This is a genomic window from Sporosarcina sp. G11-34 (assembly GCF_026931025.1).
In genome coordinates, this window is sequence record NZ_JAHNZW010000007.1 from 43933 (window position 1) to 60023 (window position 16091).

Annotated in this window: 13 protein-coding genes and 1 other annotated feature; of the genes, 10 read left to right on the top strand and 3 right to left on the bottom strand. The window is 40.6% G+C overall.

Annotated features, from left to right (window positions below; all coding sequences use genetic code 11):
• Window positions 1-9 precede the first annotated feature (9 nt).
• From KSU66_RS11280 to KSU66_RS11295, 4 genes are all read left to right on the top strand, one after another.
• Window positions 10-708 (top strand): pseudouridine synthase, encoded by a 699-nt coding sequence (locus KSU66_RS11280; protein WP_269051563.1) that lies wholly within the window; start codon window positions 10-12, stop codon window positions 706-708.
• A gap of 241 nt (window positions 709-949) precedes the next feature.
• Window positions 950-2161 (top strand): NupC/NupG family nucleoside CNT transporter, encoded by a 1212-nt coding sequence (locus KSU66_RS11285; protein WP_269051564.1) that lies wholly within the window; start codon window positions 950-952, stop codon window positions 2159-2161.
• A 192-nt stretch (window positions 2162-2353) separates the two neighbouring features.
• Complete coding sequence (locus KSU66_RS11290) at window positions 2354-3661, top strand: alkaline phosphatase family protein (protein ID WP_269051565.1); 1308 nt, start codon at window positions 2354-2356, stop codon at window positions 3659-3661.
• Window positions 3662-3769: 108 nt separating this feature from the next.
• Window positions 3770-4993, top strand: a complete 1224-nt coding sequence (locus tag KSU66_RS11295) for an MFS transporter (protein WP_269051811.1) — start codon at window positions 3770-3772, stop codon at window positions 4991-4993.
• Window positions 4994-5059: 66 nt separating this feature from the next.
• Here the strand turns inward: KSU66_RS11295 and KSU66_RS11300 are convergent, their stop codons facing one another.
• Complete coding sequence (locus KSU66_RS11300; RefSeq protein WP_269051566.1) at window positions 5060-5692, bottom strand: CBS domain-containing protein; 633 nt, start codon at window positions 5690-5692, stop codon at window positions 5060-5062.
• Between the two features lie 132 nt (window positions 5693-5824).
• Between KSU66_RS11300 and KSU66_RS11305 the strand changes: the two genes are divergently transcribed.
• The 5 genes from KSU66_RS11305 (at window position 5825) to dacB (ending at window position 12088) form a co-directional block, all read left to right on the top strand.
• Window positions 5825-6469, top strand: coding sequence for a LytTR family DNA-binding domain-containing protein (locus tag KSU66_RS11305; RefSeq protein ID WP_269051567.1), 645 nt, complete (start codon window positions 5825-5827; stop codon window positions 6467-6469).
• Window positions 6470-6594: 125 nt separating this feature from the next.
• Entirely contained in the window at window positions 6595-8109 is a 1515-nt protein-coding gene (locus tag KSU66_RS11310) for an acetyl-CoA hydrolase/transferase family protein (protein WP_269051568.1), read from the top strand.
• 122 nt (window positions 8110-8231) lie between these two features.
• Window positions 8232-9710: an FAD-binding oxidoreductase gene (locus tag KSU66_RS11315; protein ID WP_269051569.1), complete on the top strand. Its 1479-nt coding sequence runs from the start codon at window positions 8232-8234 to the stop codon at window positions 9708-9710.
• Between the two features lie 14 nt (window positions 9711-9724).
• Window positions 9725-10459 carry a sulfite exporter TauE/SafE family protein gene (locus tag KSU66_RS11320; RefSeq protein ID WP_269051570.1) on the top strand — a complete coding sequence of 245 codons (735 nt, stop codon included), beginning with the start codon at window positions 9725-9727 and terminating at the stop codon, window positions 10457-10459.
• A 120-nt stretch (window positions 10460-10579) separates the two neighbouring features.
• Window positions 10580-12088: a D-alanyl-D-alanine carboxypeptidase/D-alanyl-D-alanine endopeptidase gene (gene dacB, locus KSU66_RS11325; protein ID WP_269051571.1), complete on the top strand. Its 1509-nt coding sequence runs from the start codon at window positions 10580-10582 to the stop codon at window positions 12086-12088.
• 43 nt (window positions 12089-12131) lie between these two features.
• Here dacB and rluF read toward each other — a convergent pair whose 3' ends face one another.
• Window positions 12132-12836 (bottom strand): 23S rRNA pseudouridine(2604) synthase RluF, encoded by a 705-nt coding sequence (rluF, locus tag KSU66_RS11330; protein WP_269051572.1) that lies wholly within the window; start codon window positions 12834-12836, stop codon window positions 12132-12134.
• A gap of 450 nt (window positions 12837-13286) precedes the next feature.
• Window positions 13287-14225, bottom strand: coding sequence for a Na/Pi symporter (locus KSU66_RS11335; protein ID WP_269051573.1), 939 nt, complete (start codon window positions 14223-14225; stop codon window positions 13287-13289).
• 179 nt (window positions 14226-14404) lie between these two features.
• Window positions 14405-14632, top strand: a binding site (T-box leader).
• Between the two features lie 73 nt (window positions 14633-14705).
• Here KSU66_RS11335 and trpE point away from each other — a divergent pair.
• Window positions 14706-16076, top strand: a complete 1371-nt coding sequence (gene trpE / locus KSU66_RS11340) for an anthranilate synthase component I (RefSeq protein WP_269051574.1) — start codon at window positions 14706-14708, stop codon at window positions 16074-16076.
• Window positions 16077-16091 lie beyond the last annotated feature (15 nt).

Here is a 16091-nt window from a genome sequence, read left to right on the forward strand (position 1 = left end):
GGAACGACTATGAGGTTGAATCAATTTATTAGCTCATCGGGATTTTGTTCAAGAAGACGGGCAGATTTGTTTATTAAAGAACAGAAAGTGACGGTAAATGGACAAATCATTAAACTTGGCCATGTGATAAATAAAGGAGATCGTGTAGAGGTCGACGGGCAACTCATATTGGCGAAAGAAAACGATATTTATATTATGCTCAATAAACCGCCTGGTGTGACGTGTACGACAGCAAGCCACATAGAAGGAAATATTATTGACTTCGTCAATTACCCGGAACAAATTTTCCCGGTCGGCCGGCTCGATAAACAATCAGAAGGACTTATCCTGCTGACGGATGACGGTAGCATTGTCAATGCACTTTTAAGGGAAGAAAACAATCAGGAAAAAGATTATATTGTAACGGTTGATAAAAAAGTTACCGAGGGATTTATAGAAAGTATGTCCGCGGGCGTAGACATTTATAATCCGAGAAAAAAACAAAATACGATGACCAAACGGTGTAAGGTCGTACAAATAGATGATTACTCCTTTAAAATTACATTATCGCAAGGCTTAAATCGTCAAATTAGACGCATGTGCAGACGTTTCCAATATACGGTTACTAAGCTACAGCGGGTGCGTATTAAGAATATTTCACTCGGGCAATTAGAAGTCGGTTGTTGGCGTTATTTATCGGATGAAGAAGTAAAGGGATTGAAAGAATAAAGTGGGTTATTATAGAAGCACATGTTTAGCTTAAAAAATGTATTAAAAAAGTGGAAAGGCTAATCCTAATTTATTCGGGATGTAGCTTTTTTGTTTCGGGGTAAATTTCACTTTACTTCAATGAAATAGTTTGTTAAAATTCCGAAGGTCGCATATTGAAAAGGGATTATAATGATGCAATTGTATGCATTTTCTTAATAGTTTTTCTGTATGGAAATAATAAGTTATAGAGGTGGAATAAATGAATTTACTGTGGGGACTTTTCGGCATGGTTGTTGTGCTCGGTATCGCATTTCTTTTATCAAATGCGAAAAGGTCTATAAATTACAGAACGATCGTAATCGGTTTAGCAATTCAAGTTTCTTTTGCGTTTATTGTATTGAAGTGGGAAGCAGGAAGGTCAGCATTAAAATGGGTTTCCGGGAAAGTGCAAAATGTAATTGATTATGCAGGTGAAGGCATTGGATTTGTGTTTGGACCTGCCGCGGATACAGAGAAGTTTGGTTTTGTCTTTGCCTTTCAAGTGTTGACAATCATTATTTTCTTTTCTGCTTTGATTTCAGTATTGTATTATCTTGGGATTATGCAGTGGTTTATTAAGTTAATTGGCGGGGCATTGTCGAAACTTCTTGGAACGAGTAAAGCGGAGTCAATGTCGGCGGCTGCAAATATATTTGTTGGTCAAACGGAAGCACCACTTGTCATCCGTCCATTTTTAGCAAATATGACTAAATCCGAACTATTTGCAGTTATGACGGGTGGCCTTGCTTCTATTGCAGGTTCTGTCCTAGCCGGCTATGCGCTTTTAGGTGTACCTCTTGAATATTTGCTCGCAGCAAGCTTCATGGCAGCACCAGCGGGATTAGTAATTGCGAAGCTAATGATCCCCGAGCAAGAAGAGTCAGGCGTCACTGATTTTGAAATGGGAAGAGACGATTCCTCTGTAAACGTCATTGATGCGGCGGCACGTGGTGCAAGTGACGGGTTAAAACTCGCATTAAACGTAGGGGCAATGTTACTTGCATTTATTGCATTAATTGCTTTAGTAAACGGGATGTTAGGCGGCATTGCGGGATGGTTTGGATTTAAATCCGTTACCCTTGAAGGCATTTTGGGTGTTTTGTTTTCTCCGCTTGCGTTTGCAATTGGCGTACCATGGGCGGAAGCCGTTACGGCAGGTAGTTTTATCGGGCAAAAACTTGTGTTAAACGAATTTGTCGCATATGCGGCATTTACACTTGAGATGGCCTCATTAACGCCTAAAACGGTCATTATTGTAAGTTTTGCACTATGCGGGTTCGCCAACTTAAGTTCATTGGCGATTCTTTTAGGTGGATTAGGTGAACTAGCACCAAGCAGACGCCCAGATATCGCAAGGTTAGGTATTCGAGCGGTCGCTGGTGGAATGCTCGCTTCATTATTAAGTGCGGCAATTGCGGGGATGTTTATTTAACTTGAAGAATGGGTTGTCCAAAAAGACCGAAAATCGCCAGAAATAATAATCGTAAAAAACAAGCGAAGGAAAGCGTGATTTTCCTTCGCTTGTTCTATTATAGCAACTTATTGGACAACCCCTTTTTCTTATAAAGCTATACGGTAAAGTAATAATATGAACGGTGCGAAATATAAAAATGGAGGACTACTTATGACACGATTAACGAATCATTTATTGGTGATTTCTTTTGATTGTTTATCATCGCTAGATTTTCCAATGTTGGAGGAGCTGCCGAATTTTAAGGAACTATTTAACGATGCGTCAATTTGTAGAAATGTCGAGACGATTTATCCCTCGGCTACTTACCCATGTCATACGAGTATCCTCACTGGAAATTATCCGAATCGGCACGGGATTACGTCAAATACGTTACTTCAACCTGGAAGCCTGTCCCCCGACTGGTATTGGCACCGTCGTCATGTGAAAGGGACGACGGTGTACGATGAGGCGAAAAAAGCGGGCATGTCCACAGCGGCCTTGCTGTGGCCTGTGACAGCGGGAGCGAAAATTGATTATCATATGCCAGAGATTTTTGCGAATAGACCGTGGCACAACCAACTCGCAGTGTCATTCATGAACGGTAGCAAGCTTTACCAGTTGGAAATGAATAAACAATTTGGTCACCTTCGAAATGGCATACGGCAACCGAAACTTGATGATTTTGTTACCGAATCAACGGTTTACACAATTCAAACGAAAAAACCAGACCTAACGCTTGTTCATCTCGTAGATTTAGATTTCCAGCGACATATTCATGGGTTTTCATCTTCTGAGGCGCATGAGGCAATTTATCGTCATGATGTGCGACTCGGAAAGATTATAGCGGCACTTAAGGAAAGTGGAATGTACGAACAGTCTACGATTGTTGTTCTTGGGGATCATAGTGCGTTGGATCATGCGAAAGCGGTGAAATTGAATGTCTTGCTTAGGGAAAGCGGTTTAATTGAATTGAATGCGCGTGGAAAAGTGAAGAGTTGGAAAGCATTTTGCAAAAGTAATGATGGTTCAGCATATATTTATTTGAAAGATAAGAGTGATGTACGAACGAGGGAACGTGTGAAAGCTTTGCTTCATTCACTTTCTATTAATAAAGAGAATGGTATCGAGTTTGTATTGGATAGTGTCGAGGCGGGTTTGCGTGGTGCGGATGAGCAAGCAGATTTTATGTTGGAAGCGGACCGAGGTTTTTATTTCACCGAACATCTAGACGGAGAGGCGATTGACGTCATTACGGCAGAAGATGTAAAGGCGGGTAAATACACATGTGCAACGCATGGGTATTCGCCGGAAAAAGAGGATTATTCGACAATCTTTATTGCGAAAGGGAAAGGTATTAAGCCAAATGTAGAAATTGAGTCAATGAAGTTGATAGATGAAGGACCAACGTTTGCACGATTACTAGGACTTGACCTTGGGCAGACGGATGGCAGAGTGGTTAAAGAGTTTCTTGAATATTAGTTTTTAGAATTTTGGATATAATTGAATTTGGTTTGTTGTACACTAGAGATAAGTAGTGTAAAAGGGGGTAATGAATTGAGGAAGTTTAGCAAAACGGAGAACAGTTGGATGGTGTATGACTGGGCAAATTCTGCGTACTCAATCATTATAACAACCGCGGTCTTTCCTATTTTTTATAAATCTGTTGCGACAAGCGCGGGCGTAGATAATGCGGACTCGACTGCATATTTGGGGTATGCGGTTGCAGCGGCAACGTTTATATTGGCGATGATTGGACCTATTTTGGGGGCCATTGCGGATTACGAAGGATTAAAAAAGAAGTTTTTCTTTTTCTTTTTTGCAGTAGGTTCATTGTCGACGCTATCACTGGCATTTGTACCTGATGGAAATTGGATTTTATTATTAATTATTTATACCGTTACTGCGGTTGGTTTTCACGGAGCAAATATATTTTACGATGCATTTCTTGTGGATGTAACACGACCCGGGAAGATGGATCAGGTTTCAGCTAGAGGTTTTGGACTTGGGTATATCGGAAGTACGATTCCTTTTATTATTAGCATTGCCATCATTTTATTGTCGGATACGGGAGTAATTCCGCTTTCAATGACGTTTTCCACTAAACTTGCGTTTATCATTACAGCTATCTGGTGGATAGCTTTCACGGTTCCAATGCTAAAACATGTTGTCCAAATTCACTCGATTCCACGTGAATCGAGCATTGTTGCGGGGAGTTTTAGAAGACTTAAAGCCACATTTAAAGATATTCGTAAATATAAGCATGTGTTTTTATTTTTAATCGCGTATTTCTTTTATATTGACGGTGTTGGAACAATTATTTCGATGTCTACAGCGTATGGGACTGATTTAGGAATTAGTGCGACGACGCTTCTTATAATTCTTTTCGTCACGCAAGTAGTCGCGGCACCATTTGCGATTATTTACGGACGACTATCTCAAAGATTTACGGGGAAAAAAATGTTGTACGTCGGAATTTGTGTCTATATTATCGTTTGTATTTACGCATTTTTCATGAAAACGGAAACAGACTTTTGGATTCTTGCGATGCTCGTTGCGACATCCCAAGGTGGTATTCAAGCACTAAGTCGTTCATACTTTGCGAAATTGGTCCCGAAAGAAAAGTCGAATGAATTTTTTGGGTTTTATAATATTTTTGGGAAGTTCGCGTCTGTTATGGGACCTTTGTTGGTCGGTGTAACCGCACAGGTAACAGGCAATACATCATACGGTGTGTTCAGTCTCGTTATTTTGTTCATCATTGGAATAATTGTTTTAAAGTTTGTTCCTGAGCCAGATGTAAAACGAGTATGATAAAATAAAAAGCGAGGTGCACATATAAATGCGCATCCTCGCTTTAGTTGTGTGGGTTTCTGTAGCTCATTCACTTTTTTCAATGTGGTCGATGTGTAGTATTCGGAAGCCGCCTTTTTCGAGTTTTTCTTTTAGTCTTGTTATATCATCTTCTGTTTTACCATTTTCAAGGGTAATAACAACTCGTCTGGCGATGACGGATCCATTATCTAGTGTGAACATCCCTTCAATGTTTTCACCACGAAGCGTTTTTGTTAGCTTTTCAATCATTCCTTTTGCCTCAATAGAAGAAAGTGTGATATTTATGCCTCCGGTAGTTAGACCAAAAGCATCTCCTAATACACTCTCCACTTTGTTATGCGTTAAGATTCCAATAAGTTTTCCATTCTCAACAACGCTTACAAAAGGCAATGCTTTAATTTCCACTAATGCATTTAAGAACGAGGATTGTTGGGCTATAAAGATATCCTTATGTTCTAATAAGTGATCGATATTGGCATCCCTATCACCGTCATTTTCATAAAGATCTTCCATTAAGTGAACTTTATAAATCATCCCTTTGTATAACCCGTCATTATCGATAACAGGAATGCATCGATATCCACTTTCTTTGATGAAATCCAATACTTCAGCTACGCTTTGATCATTTTTCACTGTAACCACGTTTTGGATATCTAAATACAGGTCTCGTACAAACATAAAATTTCCTCCTAGTAAATAATGTTATCTAAATTTTTAGATTACTGTACTACTTTATTATAATAGAGATGGTTGGATATAACAATACAAGCTGGCTTTACTAGTCTATAAAAATGAAAAGGGGTTTCTATTATGGAAAGTTTGACAATAGGGTCATTGTTGGATGTTATGGGGGAGTTGTTTTCCGATGAAATATCAATTGCGGTCGCGAATACGACCGAATATGTTTATTATCAACCGAGTAAGCGAATCGACTTGAAAATTAGGCCGGGAGATTTGCTAAAGGAAGGCACAATCGCATATAAAGCAATCGCTGATAACCAAAAAGTATCAGAGTTTATTAACCGCGACGTATTTGGCGTGCCTTATCATGGAATGGCGGTTCCTTTTCAACATGAAGGAAAGCTTCAAGGGTGCGTCTTGGCCATTTCCCCCGCATTTACAGATGGCAAATCAGTAGTGACTATAAAAACAAATGATGGATGGATTCCTACACCTTTTTCGGATGTGAAATACATAGAAGTGAAAGATCGGAAAACGCATGTCTATGCAAAAGAACTTTCTGGTACACATAAAAATACGTTGCAGGAATTTGAATATATATTGCCCAGGGAATTATTTGTACGATGTCACCGTTCTTTTATCGTGAATGTGCATCATATTCGTGAAATATACCCAGATACACACTCGACATTTGTCTTGGCAATGGACGATCAAACGAGAATACCTGTTAGTCAATCGTATTCAAGTTATTTTCGTCGATTACTGGACTTTTGAGATTACTGCTTTACGCATCGTTTCTTCTGCTTTAACCGGAAATTCCTTATTTAGTCCACTTATTCTCATTCGTACAAGTTCATCAGATAGAGTTAACTAAAAGTTATGAAAAGGGGAATGAGAAAATGGACAACGCTATTAATCGAATTAAACATGTGAGGTTGAAAGACTTAGTTGTTACACCAGAAGAAGCGGCATCTTGGATTCAAGACGGGATGACACTAGGCTTAAGCGGTTTTACACGTGCCGGAGATGTAAAGGCGGTTCCGTTGGCATTAGTAAAACGTGCGAAAACAGAAAGCTTTAAAGTAAACGTGTTTACGGGTGCATCGCTTGGATCGGATATCGATCGACTGTTTGCCGAGTCAGGAATTGTACATAAACGTTTACCTTTCCAAGCAGATCCTACGATGAGAAAAAAGATTAATGAAGGTGAACATTTATTCGTAGACCATCATCTTTCACATACGGCAGAACTGATTCGGGCAGAGGTTATTGAGCCTATCGATTTCGCTATATTGGAAGCGGTTTCAGTTACGGAAGATGGAATGATTATTCCGACGACGTCGGTTGGGAATTCATTGACGTTTGCACAGCATGCCAAATCAATTATTATTGAAATAAATATGGCGCAATCTCCACAACTTGAAGGGTTGCATGATCTATTTGCGCCCGGAAAACAAGGTGAACGGGAGCCTATTCAATTAACGAAAGTGGATGACCGAATTGGTACGACGGGTATTCCGATTGACGTAAGTAAAGTGAAGGGAATTGTCTTCACGAACCAACTCGATTCTCCGTCTACAATCGAGTTACCGGACGCGGAAACAGAAATCATGGCTGAACATCTATTAACATTCCTACGCACCGAAGTTCAAGTGGGTCGCTTAACAGAAAATCTTGCCCCGTTACAGTCTGGGATTGGATCTGTTGCGAATGCGGTTCTTCACGGTATGGTAAATTCTGAGTTTGAAAATCTGGAAGTATATTCGGAAGTGTTACAGGATGCGGTGTTTGATTTGATTGACGCTGGAAAAGTTCGATTTGCTTCTTGCGCTTCTATTACGTTGTCGGAAGAGAAGATGGATCAAGTGTTTAATAACTTTGAGAAGTACAAAGATAAGCTTATTATGCGTCCACAGGAAATATCGAATCACCCAGAAATCATCCGTCGTTTGGGACTTATCTCTATTAATACGGCGCTTGAGTTGGATATTTACGGCAACGTCAATTCGACGCATGTACTGGGGACTAAAATGATGAATGGGATTGGTGGATCAGGCGATTTTGCACGAAACGCGCGTCTAGCTATATTTGTTACGAAATCTGTTGCAAAAGGTGGAGACATATCAAGTATTGTTCCATTCGTATCTCACGTCGATCACACAGAACACGATGTGGACGTGATTGTAACGGAGCAAGGTTATGCGGACTTACGAGGATTGGCTCCGAGGGAACGTGTAGGGCTTATTATCGAGCGTTGTGCGCATCCGATGTATCGTGAGCAATTACGTGAGTATTACCGTGAAGCACTTGAAAGAGGTGGCCAGACACCACATGTGATGGAAAAAGCATTCTCATGGCATACGAACTTTGCTGAGCATGGCACGATGCTGGAACGTGTCGCGGAACTCGTATAATGAAATGAAAAAGAGCAGAAACGGATTTAATCGCTTCTGCTCTTTTTATTATTCCTTTTTATGACGCTTACATTCCAAGTGGTATAGTTATTTACAATATAGGCACAGACGGGGGGAAACATATGAGGAGGAGGCACTATTTAACAATTATCTTTTTCGTAGTTATTTTATCCGCTACATTGTTTTCTTATTCACTTTATCAAAATCGGACAAAAGATGATCTCTTAATACACGATGTTAGCCGCCTATTTCCGGCATATGTAAAAGAAATTGTGCAAGGTCGGGAAGAAGAGGCATTGATTGCGGCGGTTAAAATAGCAAGAGACAAGGATTTGAAGATTTCGATTGCCGGCTCGAAACATAGTCAAGGTGGCCATGCCTTTTACAAAGATTCAGTATGGCTTGATATGAGCACTTACAACAAAATATTGGAATTAGATGAAGACAGGAAAACAATTACAGTCCAAAGTGGGACGACGTGGAAGCAAATTCAAGACTTTATTAATCCGTATGGGTTGTCCATAAAAGTTATGCAGTCATCCAATATATTCACCGTTGGAGGTTCGTTGAGTTCCAATGTACACGGGCGTGATCCGAAGTATGGAACAATTATTGAAACAATCGACTCCTTTCGGTTATTGACAGCTGATGGACATATAAAAAAAGTGAGTCGAACGGAAAATGAGGAACTCTTTCCGCTTGTTATTGGGGGATACGGTCTTTTCGGTGTGATTTTAGACGTCACTATTCAATTAACGGATGATGTTTTATATGTTTCAGAAATAGAGAAAATCGATTATAAAAAGTACCCTGATTATTTCGCGGAAAATATTTTATCAGACGATGCGACGGGCTTACATTATGCGAGATTGTCCATTACACCCAATTCTCTTTTTGATGAAATGTATATGACAACATTCAAAGTGTTGGAAGACGGAAGTGAATTGTATCCTACGAACGAGGAGTACAAGGAACTGACGACGCTTCAAAATGAGAAAAGTGTTAAAAGAAATAAGTTTTTATTTGATTTATCTCGCAAGTACGATTGGGGAAAAAACTTAAGTTGGTATATACAGAACAAGTTTCATGTAGAAAAAAATGTGGGGAAAATTACGTCTCGAAATAATACGATGAGGCCCCTTGTAGAGTTTTTGGAGTATGACGCGTCGAACAAGACGGATATTTTACAAGAATACTTTATTCCAACGGCGCATTTCGCACATTTTGTAGATGAATTAAGATTGATTGTCGAAGAGGAAGAATTGAATCTGCTAAATGCAACGATTCGATACACGAAAGCGACAGACGAAGGCTTTTTGACTTATGCAAACGAAGATACATTTGCTTTCGTTCTTACGTTCAATCACCCCCTTACAGAAAAAGGAATCGCTCATATGGAGCAAGCAACACGTAAAATTATTGATTCTGCGTTATCGCTGAATGGTACCTATTATTTAACGTATCAATTGTTTGCTAATCAACAGCAAATCCGTGGGACCTATCCGAATATAGATGACTTTTTTGAAAAAAAGAGGTTGATTGATCCAGATGAGCGGTTTATGAATAGTTTTTATGAGAAGTACAATCAAAATGGATCTTAAACAACTTGTTTGTCATGCGAATTGAAGAAGGCGGTGTAGGATTGACTGTTTTTATATTTGTTACGATTATTTTGGTTGCGTCTGTTTTACAGACGAGTACCGGCTTTGGATTTTCGATTGTGGCAACACCATTTTTACTTATGATATTTGAGCCAAATGAAGCAATTCAAATTAATTTAGTGTTGTCTTTAGTTATTTCGGCCGCACTCATTAAAAAAGCATATAAAGACGTGGATAAGGGCGTATTGAGACGATTTATTGTCGGAAGTTTGCCCGGTTTGCCAATCGGGATTCTCATTTTTCTTATGGCAAATGCAAGTCATCTGAAAACTGGAATGGGGCTTGTCATTTTGACGTTAACATTTCTCTTAATGGCGAACTTTCGTTTGAAAAAAACGAAACGAAAAGACGTCATTGTTGGGGGGATATCGGGTACGTTAACGACAGGGATAGGTATGCCGGGACCACCCATTTTACTTTACTTTTCCGGGACGGACACGCAAAAAGAACGTTTACGTGCGACAGCTTTTGCTTTTTATCTTTATATTTACCCGATTAGTCTTCTTATTCAAGTTGTCTTTGCGGGAACGAGTAAAACAGTCTGGACATCAATTGGACTAGCGTTGCCCCTTGTAGGAATTGGCCTTTATTTTGGACAGCTTCTGTTCAAACATATTAATCAGAAGTACTTCAGGATTTTTACATACACTGCGTTATTGTTTACCGGAATTTATTTGTTGTTTCCATAAATGGTTTTGTGATTATTGTAGTTCCTTTCCCTATGAAAACATGTTTTTAGTCTTAAACCCCACATGTTGACCATACTATACATCATGCAAGAAAATGGAGTATTGGGAGGTTTGAAGGCGTTGAAACGAAAGGGTTTAGTGAATTCATTAGTTGTACTTTTACTTATTGTATTGTTGGCAATCATTCCGTTTGGAAAGAAACAATTAGAGCACCCTGTAATTGCATCTAATAACGATGCAGAACTTGTAGGTGAAATCAATAAACTATTGACTGACCCAAGAGTGCAAGGGGCGACAACAAGTGTAAGCATCCGACAAGCATCGAATGGTGAAGTGATCTATTCAGAGTTGGGCGATACACGAGTCCATCCAGCATCTGTCATGAAGCTATTTACAGGCACAGCTGCACTTGAGACATTGGGACAAGATTATCGATTTCAAACTGAAGTATATACGGACGGAAAGATAAAAAAGGGCGTTCTTCATGGAAATCTTTATTTGCGCGGAAAAGGAGATCCGACGGTGACCAATACGGTTTTAACGGCACTCGCATCGGACTTAAAAGGACAAGGGATTCATGCGATTAACGGCAATGTCTATGGAGACGACACATGGTATGACGATGTGCGCCTGTCCCAAGATTTAAACTGGTCAGACGAGCCGTATTATACAGGTTCACAAGTATCAGCGTTAACGTTTGCTCCAAACGGCGACTATGACGCGGGAACGGTCATTGTGGAAGTAAATCCTGAACGTAAAGCAGGTAAGCCGGGAATCGTTCGTATGGTGCCGGAGAATAACTATATGAAAATCATAAATAAGACCGAAACTGTTGCGAAAAAGGGTGATAAAAATATTGCGGTTGAACGGTTACACGGTTCCAATACACTCGTTGTGTCTGGAACAATTCCGCTCACCTCAAAAAAAACACGTACGTGGGCATCTGTTTGGGAGCCAACAGACTACACGATCCGTCTATTTGTCAACGCGCTTCAAAATCAAAAGATCACATTCGCTTCCGAGCCTGAAATGGAACGAGGTATAGTTCCTAAAGATGCGACCCAACTCGTTATGAAGCAGTCCATGCCGCTAAAAGATTTGTTCATTCCTTTTATGAAGTTAAGCAACAACGGGCACGGTGAAGTGCTCGTTAAAGAAATGGGTAAAGCGATAGGCGGCACGGGCAGTTGGGATAAAGGGCTCGCCGTTATGGAAGGTACTCTCGCAGATTTTGGCGTCGATACGAAGACGATGCTGCTTCGTGATGGTTCGGGCATGTCTCATAAAAACCTTGTCACCACGAACGAAGTGACGAAACTACTTTATATTGCGCAGACAAAGTCCTGGTACCCCGCATTCTTGGATTCACTTCCAGTTGCGGGGGCCGACGAACGCTTTATAGGCGGAACACTGCGTAAACGGATGAAAGGAACAGCGGCAGAAGGTAATGTATTGGCGAAAACAGGGACGCTTAATGGGGTGACTGCTTTGTCAGGCTATGTAACAACGAAAAGTAATGAAACCCTTATTTTTTCCGTTATCGTTAACAATCATTTGAATGATACGACGTACGAAGTCTTGGATCAAATCGCTATTGCGTTAGCGAATTACAACCCGGTTAGACAATAAAAGAACCTGTTTCACACTGGTATGCAGTGTGAAACAGGTTCTTTCAACGTTTTGGTTCATAATTAAGCATTTTAAACATTTGAGACAATTCATCATCAGTCAAATCGCGCCATTTACCGTTGGGCAGATTGCCAAGGTGAATGTTCATTATGCGTGTCCGTTGCAGTTTTCGAACACTATATCCGAGTGTTGAACACATGCGACGAATTTGGCGGTTTAACCCTTGTGTAAGTGTGATGTTGAACTTGCGAGGTCCTAGTTGTTTTACTTTACACGGTTTTGTCGTCGTTCCTAAAATGTCGACGCCAGATTCCATTTCGCGAATGAATGACCCCGTAATTGGTCGATCGACGGTTACGATGTATTCCTTTTCATGACCGTGTTCTTCACGTAAAATTTCATTGACAATGTCGCCATCATTCGTCAAAAGTAGAAGTCCGTCTGAATCTTTGTCAAGTCTTCCGATATGGAAAATCCGAAGGGGATGATTCACAAAGTCCACGACGTTTCCTTCAATGTGACGCTCTGTCGTACTTGTAATACCGACGGGTTTATTGAGGACGATATAAACGAGTTGGTCTTCTGTTTTCACTCGATTACCGTCTACTAAAACTTCATCACTATCGCTTACACGACTGCCTAATTCGGCAAGCTGTCCATTAATGACTACGCGTCCGTCCGCAATCCATTTGTCAGCCCCGCGCCTTGAAACAATGCCCGCTTCGCTTAAATATTTATTAATTCTCATCAAGATCACCTGCTTTTATTAATGTTTCAAGTATACAGTATTTGAAAACAAACGACTAAATGTAACTATTATATAGGTTGAACTAAAGATTTTAACCTGGAAGTTCAATGATGCTTGCTTTACGGAGCCGTTGATTTCCGTTGCGAGCGGACGCTTTCCGCGGGCGGTCCGTGAGCCTCCTCGTCGCAAGCTCCTGCGGGGTCTTACCTGGACGCGCTTTTGCCGCTGGAGTCGCCGCTCTCCACTACAATCAACTAGGTGGCATATTCTTTAGTTCAGCCTGTATAGATAGGTTGAACTTATTATTTTCACATAATCTCCAGCGAAGGCGACTACTGGGGTAGCCGAAGCAATGAAACTAAAGAGGGATACAGTTCAATCCCTCCCTAGCGACAAGCATTGTTAGCCGAACTCTTTAATTCAATCTATCTAAGTAGGTATACATAGAAATTATTCGATTCGTGGACTATGTAGCCAAGTGACAAATTGCCCAAATCGAACGGCGAATGGCAGGACGATTAATGAGGAGAGTGTGTTAAAAAGAATGCTTGCATAGACCAGTTGTACATCGGGTTGATGGGCCATTAACCTGCTGACGTCTGCCAAATGGGTTATGAAAGGCAAGCATAGAACCGCTCCGCCAACATTTAGCCAAACATGTGCAAAGGCAGTGAGTCTCGCTTCTTTACCGCCCCCGATACTTGCCAATAATCCAGTGACACATGTCCCGATGTTGGCTCCTAACATAATAATAATGGCTATTTCTAAAGGGAAAATACCAGCGTTTAAAAAACTCATTGCAATCCCTGTTACGACGGTACTTGATTGAATAATAGCTGTAATGAGTACTCCTATAAAAAAAGCATATAGAATATGTTGATCAAGTAAAAGTAACATTTGTTTCATTACTGGCGTATTCGTCAAAGGCGTAGCGAGTTTTTCAAACCCTGACATTGCACCAAAAATGCCCCCAAATCCGATTAGAACAAAGCCGGTGCTTTTAATCCATACGATTTTAAAAATAAGACAACAAAGTCCAGCTACAATCAATGGAATGACTAAACCCGATAAATTGAAAGAAATAAGACCTAACGTTAACGTAGTGCCAATATTGGTTCCTAAAATAATCCCAATCGTTTGCGGAAACAGTAGTAATCTAGTAGAAACAAAGCCAATGGTGATGATCATAACGGCCGAACTACTTTGTAAAATGCTCGTCATGACGATCCCCGAAAACATCCCTTTAGTAGGTGTATTTGTTACTTTCTTTAACCATTGCTCCATTCTCCTTCCAGAAATATTAAAAAGTCCGATACGCATCCACGATATACCTAGTAAGAAGATAACGACTAAAATAATAAAAGCACCCAAAAAAAGCAAGCCATTCACCTCTAAGGCTAGTCTATGGTTTTTGTCATTGAAAGATTCTTACGCTCTCCTTATCGTAAACAGAAAAGGTTGACAATTCATAGTTTGCGTATTATGATAAGGACAATATTTTTATTTAAAGACGGGCAGAAGATATCGATAGCGGTATCGCCCACGGAATAGACGAGATGAGCATAGTTGAGAAATTATTGAATAAGAAGAGTAGCAATGATTTGCGAGAATAGAGAGTCAGTGCGTGGTGAAAACTGATTCGCGGTCTTTGTGAATGGACTTATGAGAGCCTCCTTGAAGAACTTATTTAAGGCGGACGTTGATCCCACGTTATGGGATGTACCTTAAATGGTACGCTAAGTGGAAGCAGAAATGCTTCAATTTGAGGTGGCAACGCGGTAAATTCCGTCCTCTGCAATCGGACAGTTCTGTCCTGTTGCAGGGGGCTTTTTTTAATTCCATAAAACGGTTGAGGCGAGGAGAGTTCAGATGAAGAACGAAAATACGGGTTTACGAACGATGATGAAAAAATTAGACGGTGATTCTTTAACACCGATATTGATATTTAGACGAATGAAAGGCAAGCAAAAGTTTTTACTTGAAAGTAGCTCCATGCATGAAGGTTCGGGACGCTATTCGTTCATGGGAATGGATCCACGAAAATCGTACAGTGGAAGCGGAAATAAGCTCGAAGAATACGTCTTTTCAACGGGTAAGACGTATACGCATGAAGGTGATTTGGTTGTTCTATTGAAACGACTGATGCCTAGAATTATGGACAATGTCGATTTTCCGTTTACTGGCGGCGCTGTAGGTTATTTCGGATATGGCGTAGCGCATCATTCCGACGAGAGTCCCGTAGATGAAGTTGGATTGCCAGATGTCCATTTTAACGTTTATGAAACAATTATTGTTTACGACCATGTGTTACACGAAGTTACACTGCTGCGTACGGCAATTGATGCGGAACCAAAAGTGGGAGACTTAGACGAACTTGCGGAACAGATTTTATCTAGTTCTGAGGGGGACAACACAAGTTATGCGTTATCGGACTTCGTTTCATCAACAACACAGCCTGAATTTGAAGGCCTCGTACTTCGGGCAAAAGAATATATAGAAGCTGGTGAAGTGTTTCAGGTAGTTGTGTCTAGAAGATTGGAAGCCGACTTTGAAGGCGATCCTTTCTCACTTTATCGGAAACTGAGAAAACGAAATCCTTCACCATATATGTATTATATGGACTTCGGTGATCATACTGTCGTAGGTGCTTCGCCGGAAAGCCTCGTTTGTGTATCAGATGGAAAAGTGATGACAAACCCAATTGCGGGAACACGAAGACGCGGCAAAGACAGAGCCGAAGATTTAGCACTAGAAAAAGAATTACTTGCGGATCCGAAAGAGCTTTCTGAACACGAGATGCTTGTAGAACTTGGCGAAAGTGACATGAAAAAAGTCTGTGTCCCGGGATCAATCGAAATAACAAAGCATATGGAAGTCGTTCGCTACCAACATGTCATGCATATCGTGTCTGAAGTTGAAGGGGAGTTGTCCCATTCAACGCACGCATTGGATGCACTTACAGCTTGTTTACCAGCGGGTACGGTTACAGGTTCCCCGAAACAGCGGGCGATGGAAATTATTGATGAATTAGAAGATGTGCACCGGGGAATTTACGGCGGCGCAATCGGTTATCTAGGTTTTAACGGAAATATGGATTTTGCGTTAACGATTCGAACATTGTTAATTAAAAACAAGAAAGCCTATGTCCAGGCGGGAGCGGGAGTCGTCGCGGGTTCTGTTCCTAAATTGGAATATAAAGAGACCGTAAATAAAGCACGCTCTCTTTTAGAGCTAATCTAGTAAAGTGTGTAGAAA

Coding starts and splice junctions, on each gene's coding strand:
- KSU66_RS11290 (WP_269051565.1), top strand. CDS start 2,354: ATGACACGATTAACGAATCATTTATTGGTGATTTCTTTTGATTGTTTA.
- KSU66_RS11280 (WP_269051563.1), top strand. CDS start 10: ATGAGGTTGAATCAATTTATTAGCTCATCGGGATTTTGTTCAAGAAGA.
- KSU66_RS11310 (WP_269051568.1), top strand. CDS start 6,595: ATGGACAACGCTATTAATCGAATTAAACATGTGAGGTTGAAAGACTTA.
- KSU66_RS11285 (WP_269051564.1), top strand. CDS start 950: ATGAATTTACTGTGGGGACTTTTCGGCATGGTTGTTGTGCTCGGTATC.
- KSU66_RS11300 (WP_269051566.1), bottom strand. CDS start 5,692: ATGTTTGTACGAGACCTGTATTTAGATATCCAAAACGTGGTTACAGTG.
- KSU66_RS11315 (WP_269051569.1), top strand. CDS start 8,232: ATGAGGAGGAGGCACTATTTAACAATTATCTTTTTCGTAGTTATTTTA.
- KSU66_RS11305 (WP_269051567.1), top strand. CDS start 5,825: ATGGAAAGTTTGACAATAGGGTCATTGTTGGATGTTATGGGGGAGTTG.
- rluF (WP_269051572.1), bottom strand. CDS start 12,836: ATGAGAATTAATAAATATTTAAGCGAAGCGGGCATTGTTTCAAGGCGC.
- KSU66_RS11320 (WP_269051570.1), top strand. CDS start 9,725: ATGCGAATTGAAGAAGGCGGTGTAGGATTGACTGTTTTTATATTTGTT.
- trpE (WP_269051574.1), top strand. CDS start 14,706: ATGAAGAACGAAAATACGGGTTTACGAACGATGATGAAAAAATTAGAC.
- KSU66_RS11295 (WP_269051811.1), top strand. CDS start 3,770: ATGGTGTATGACTGGGCAAATTCTGCGTACTCAATCATTATAACAACC.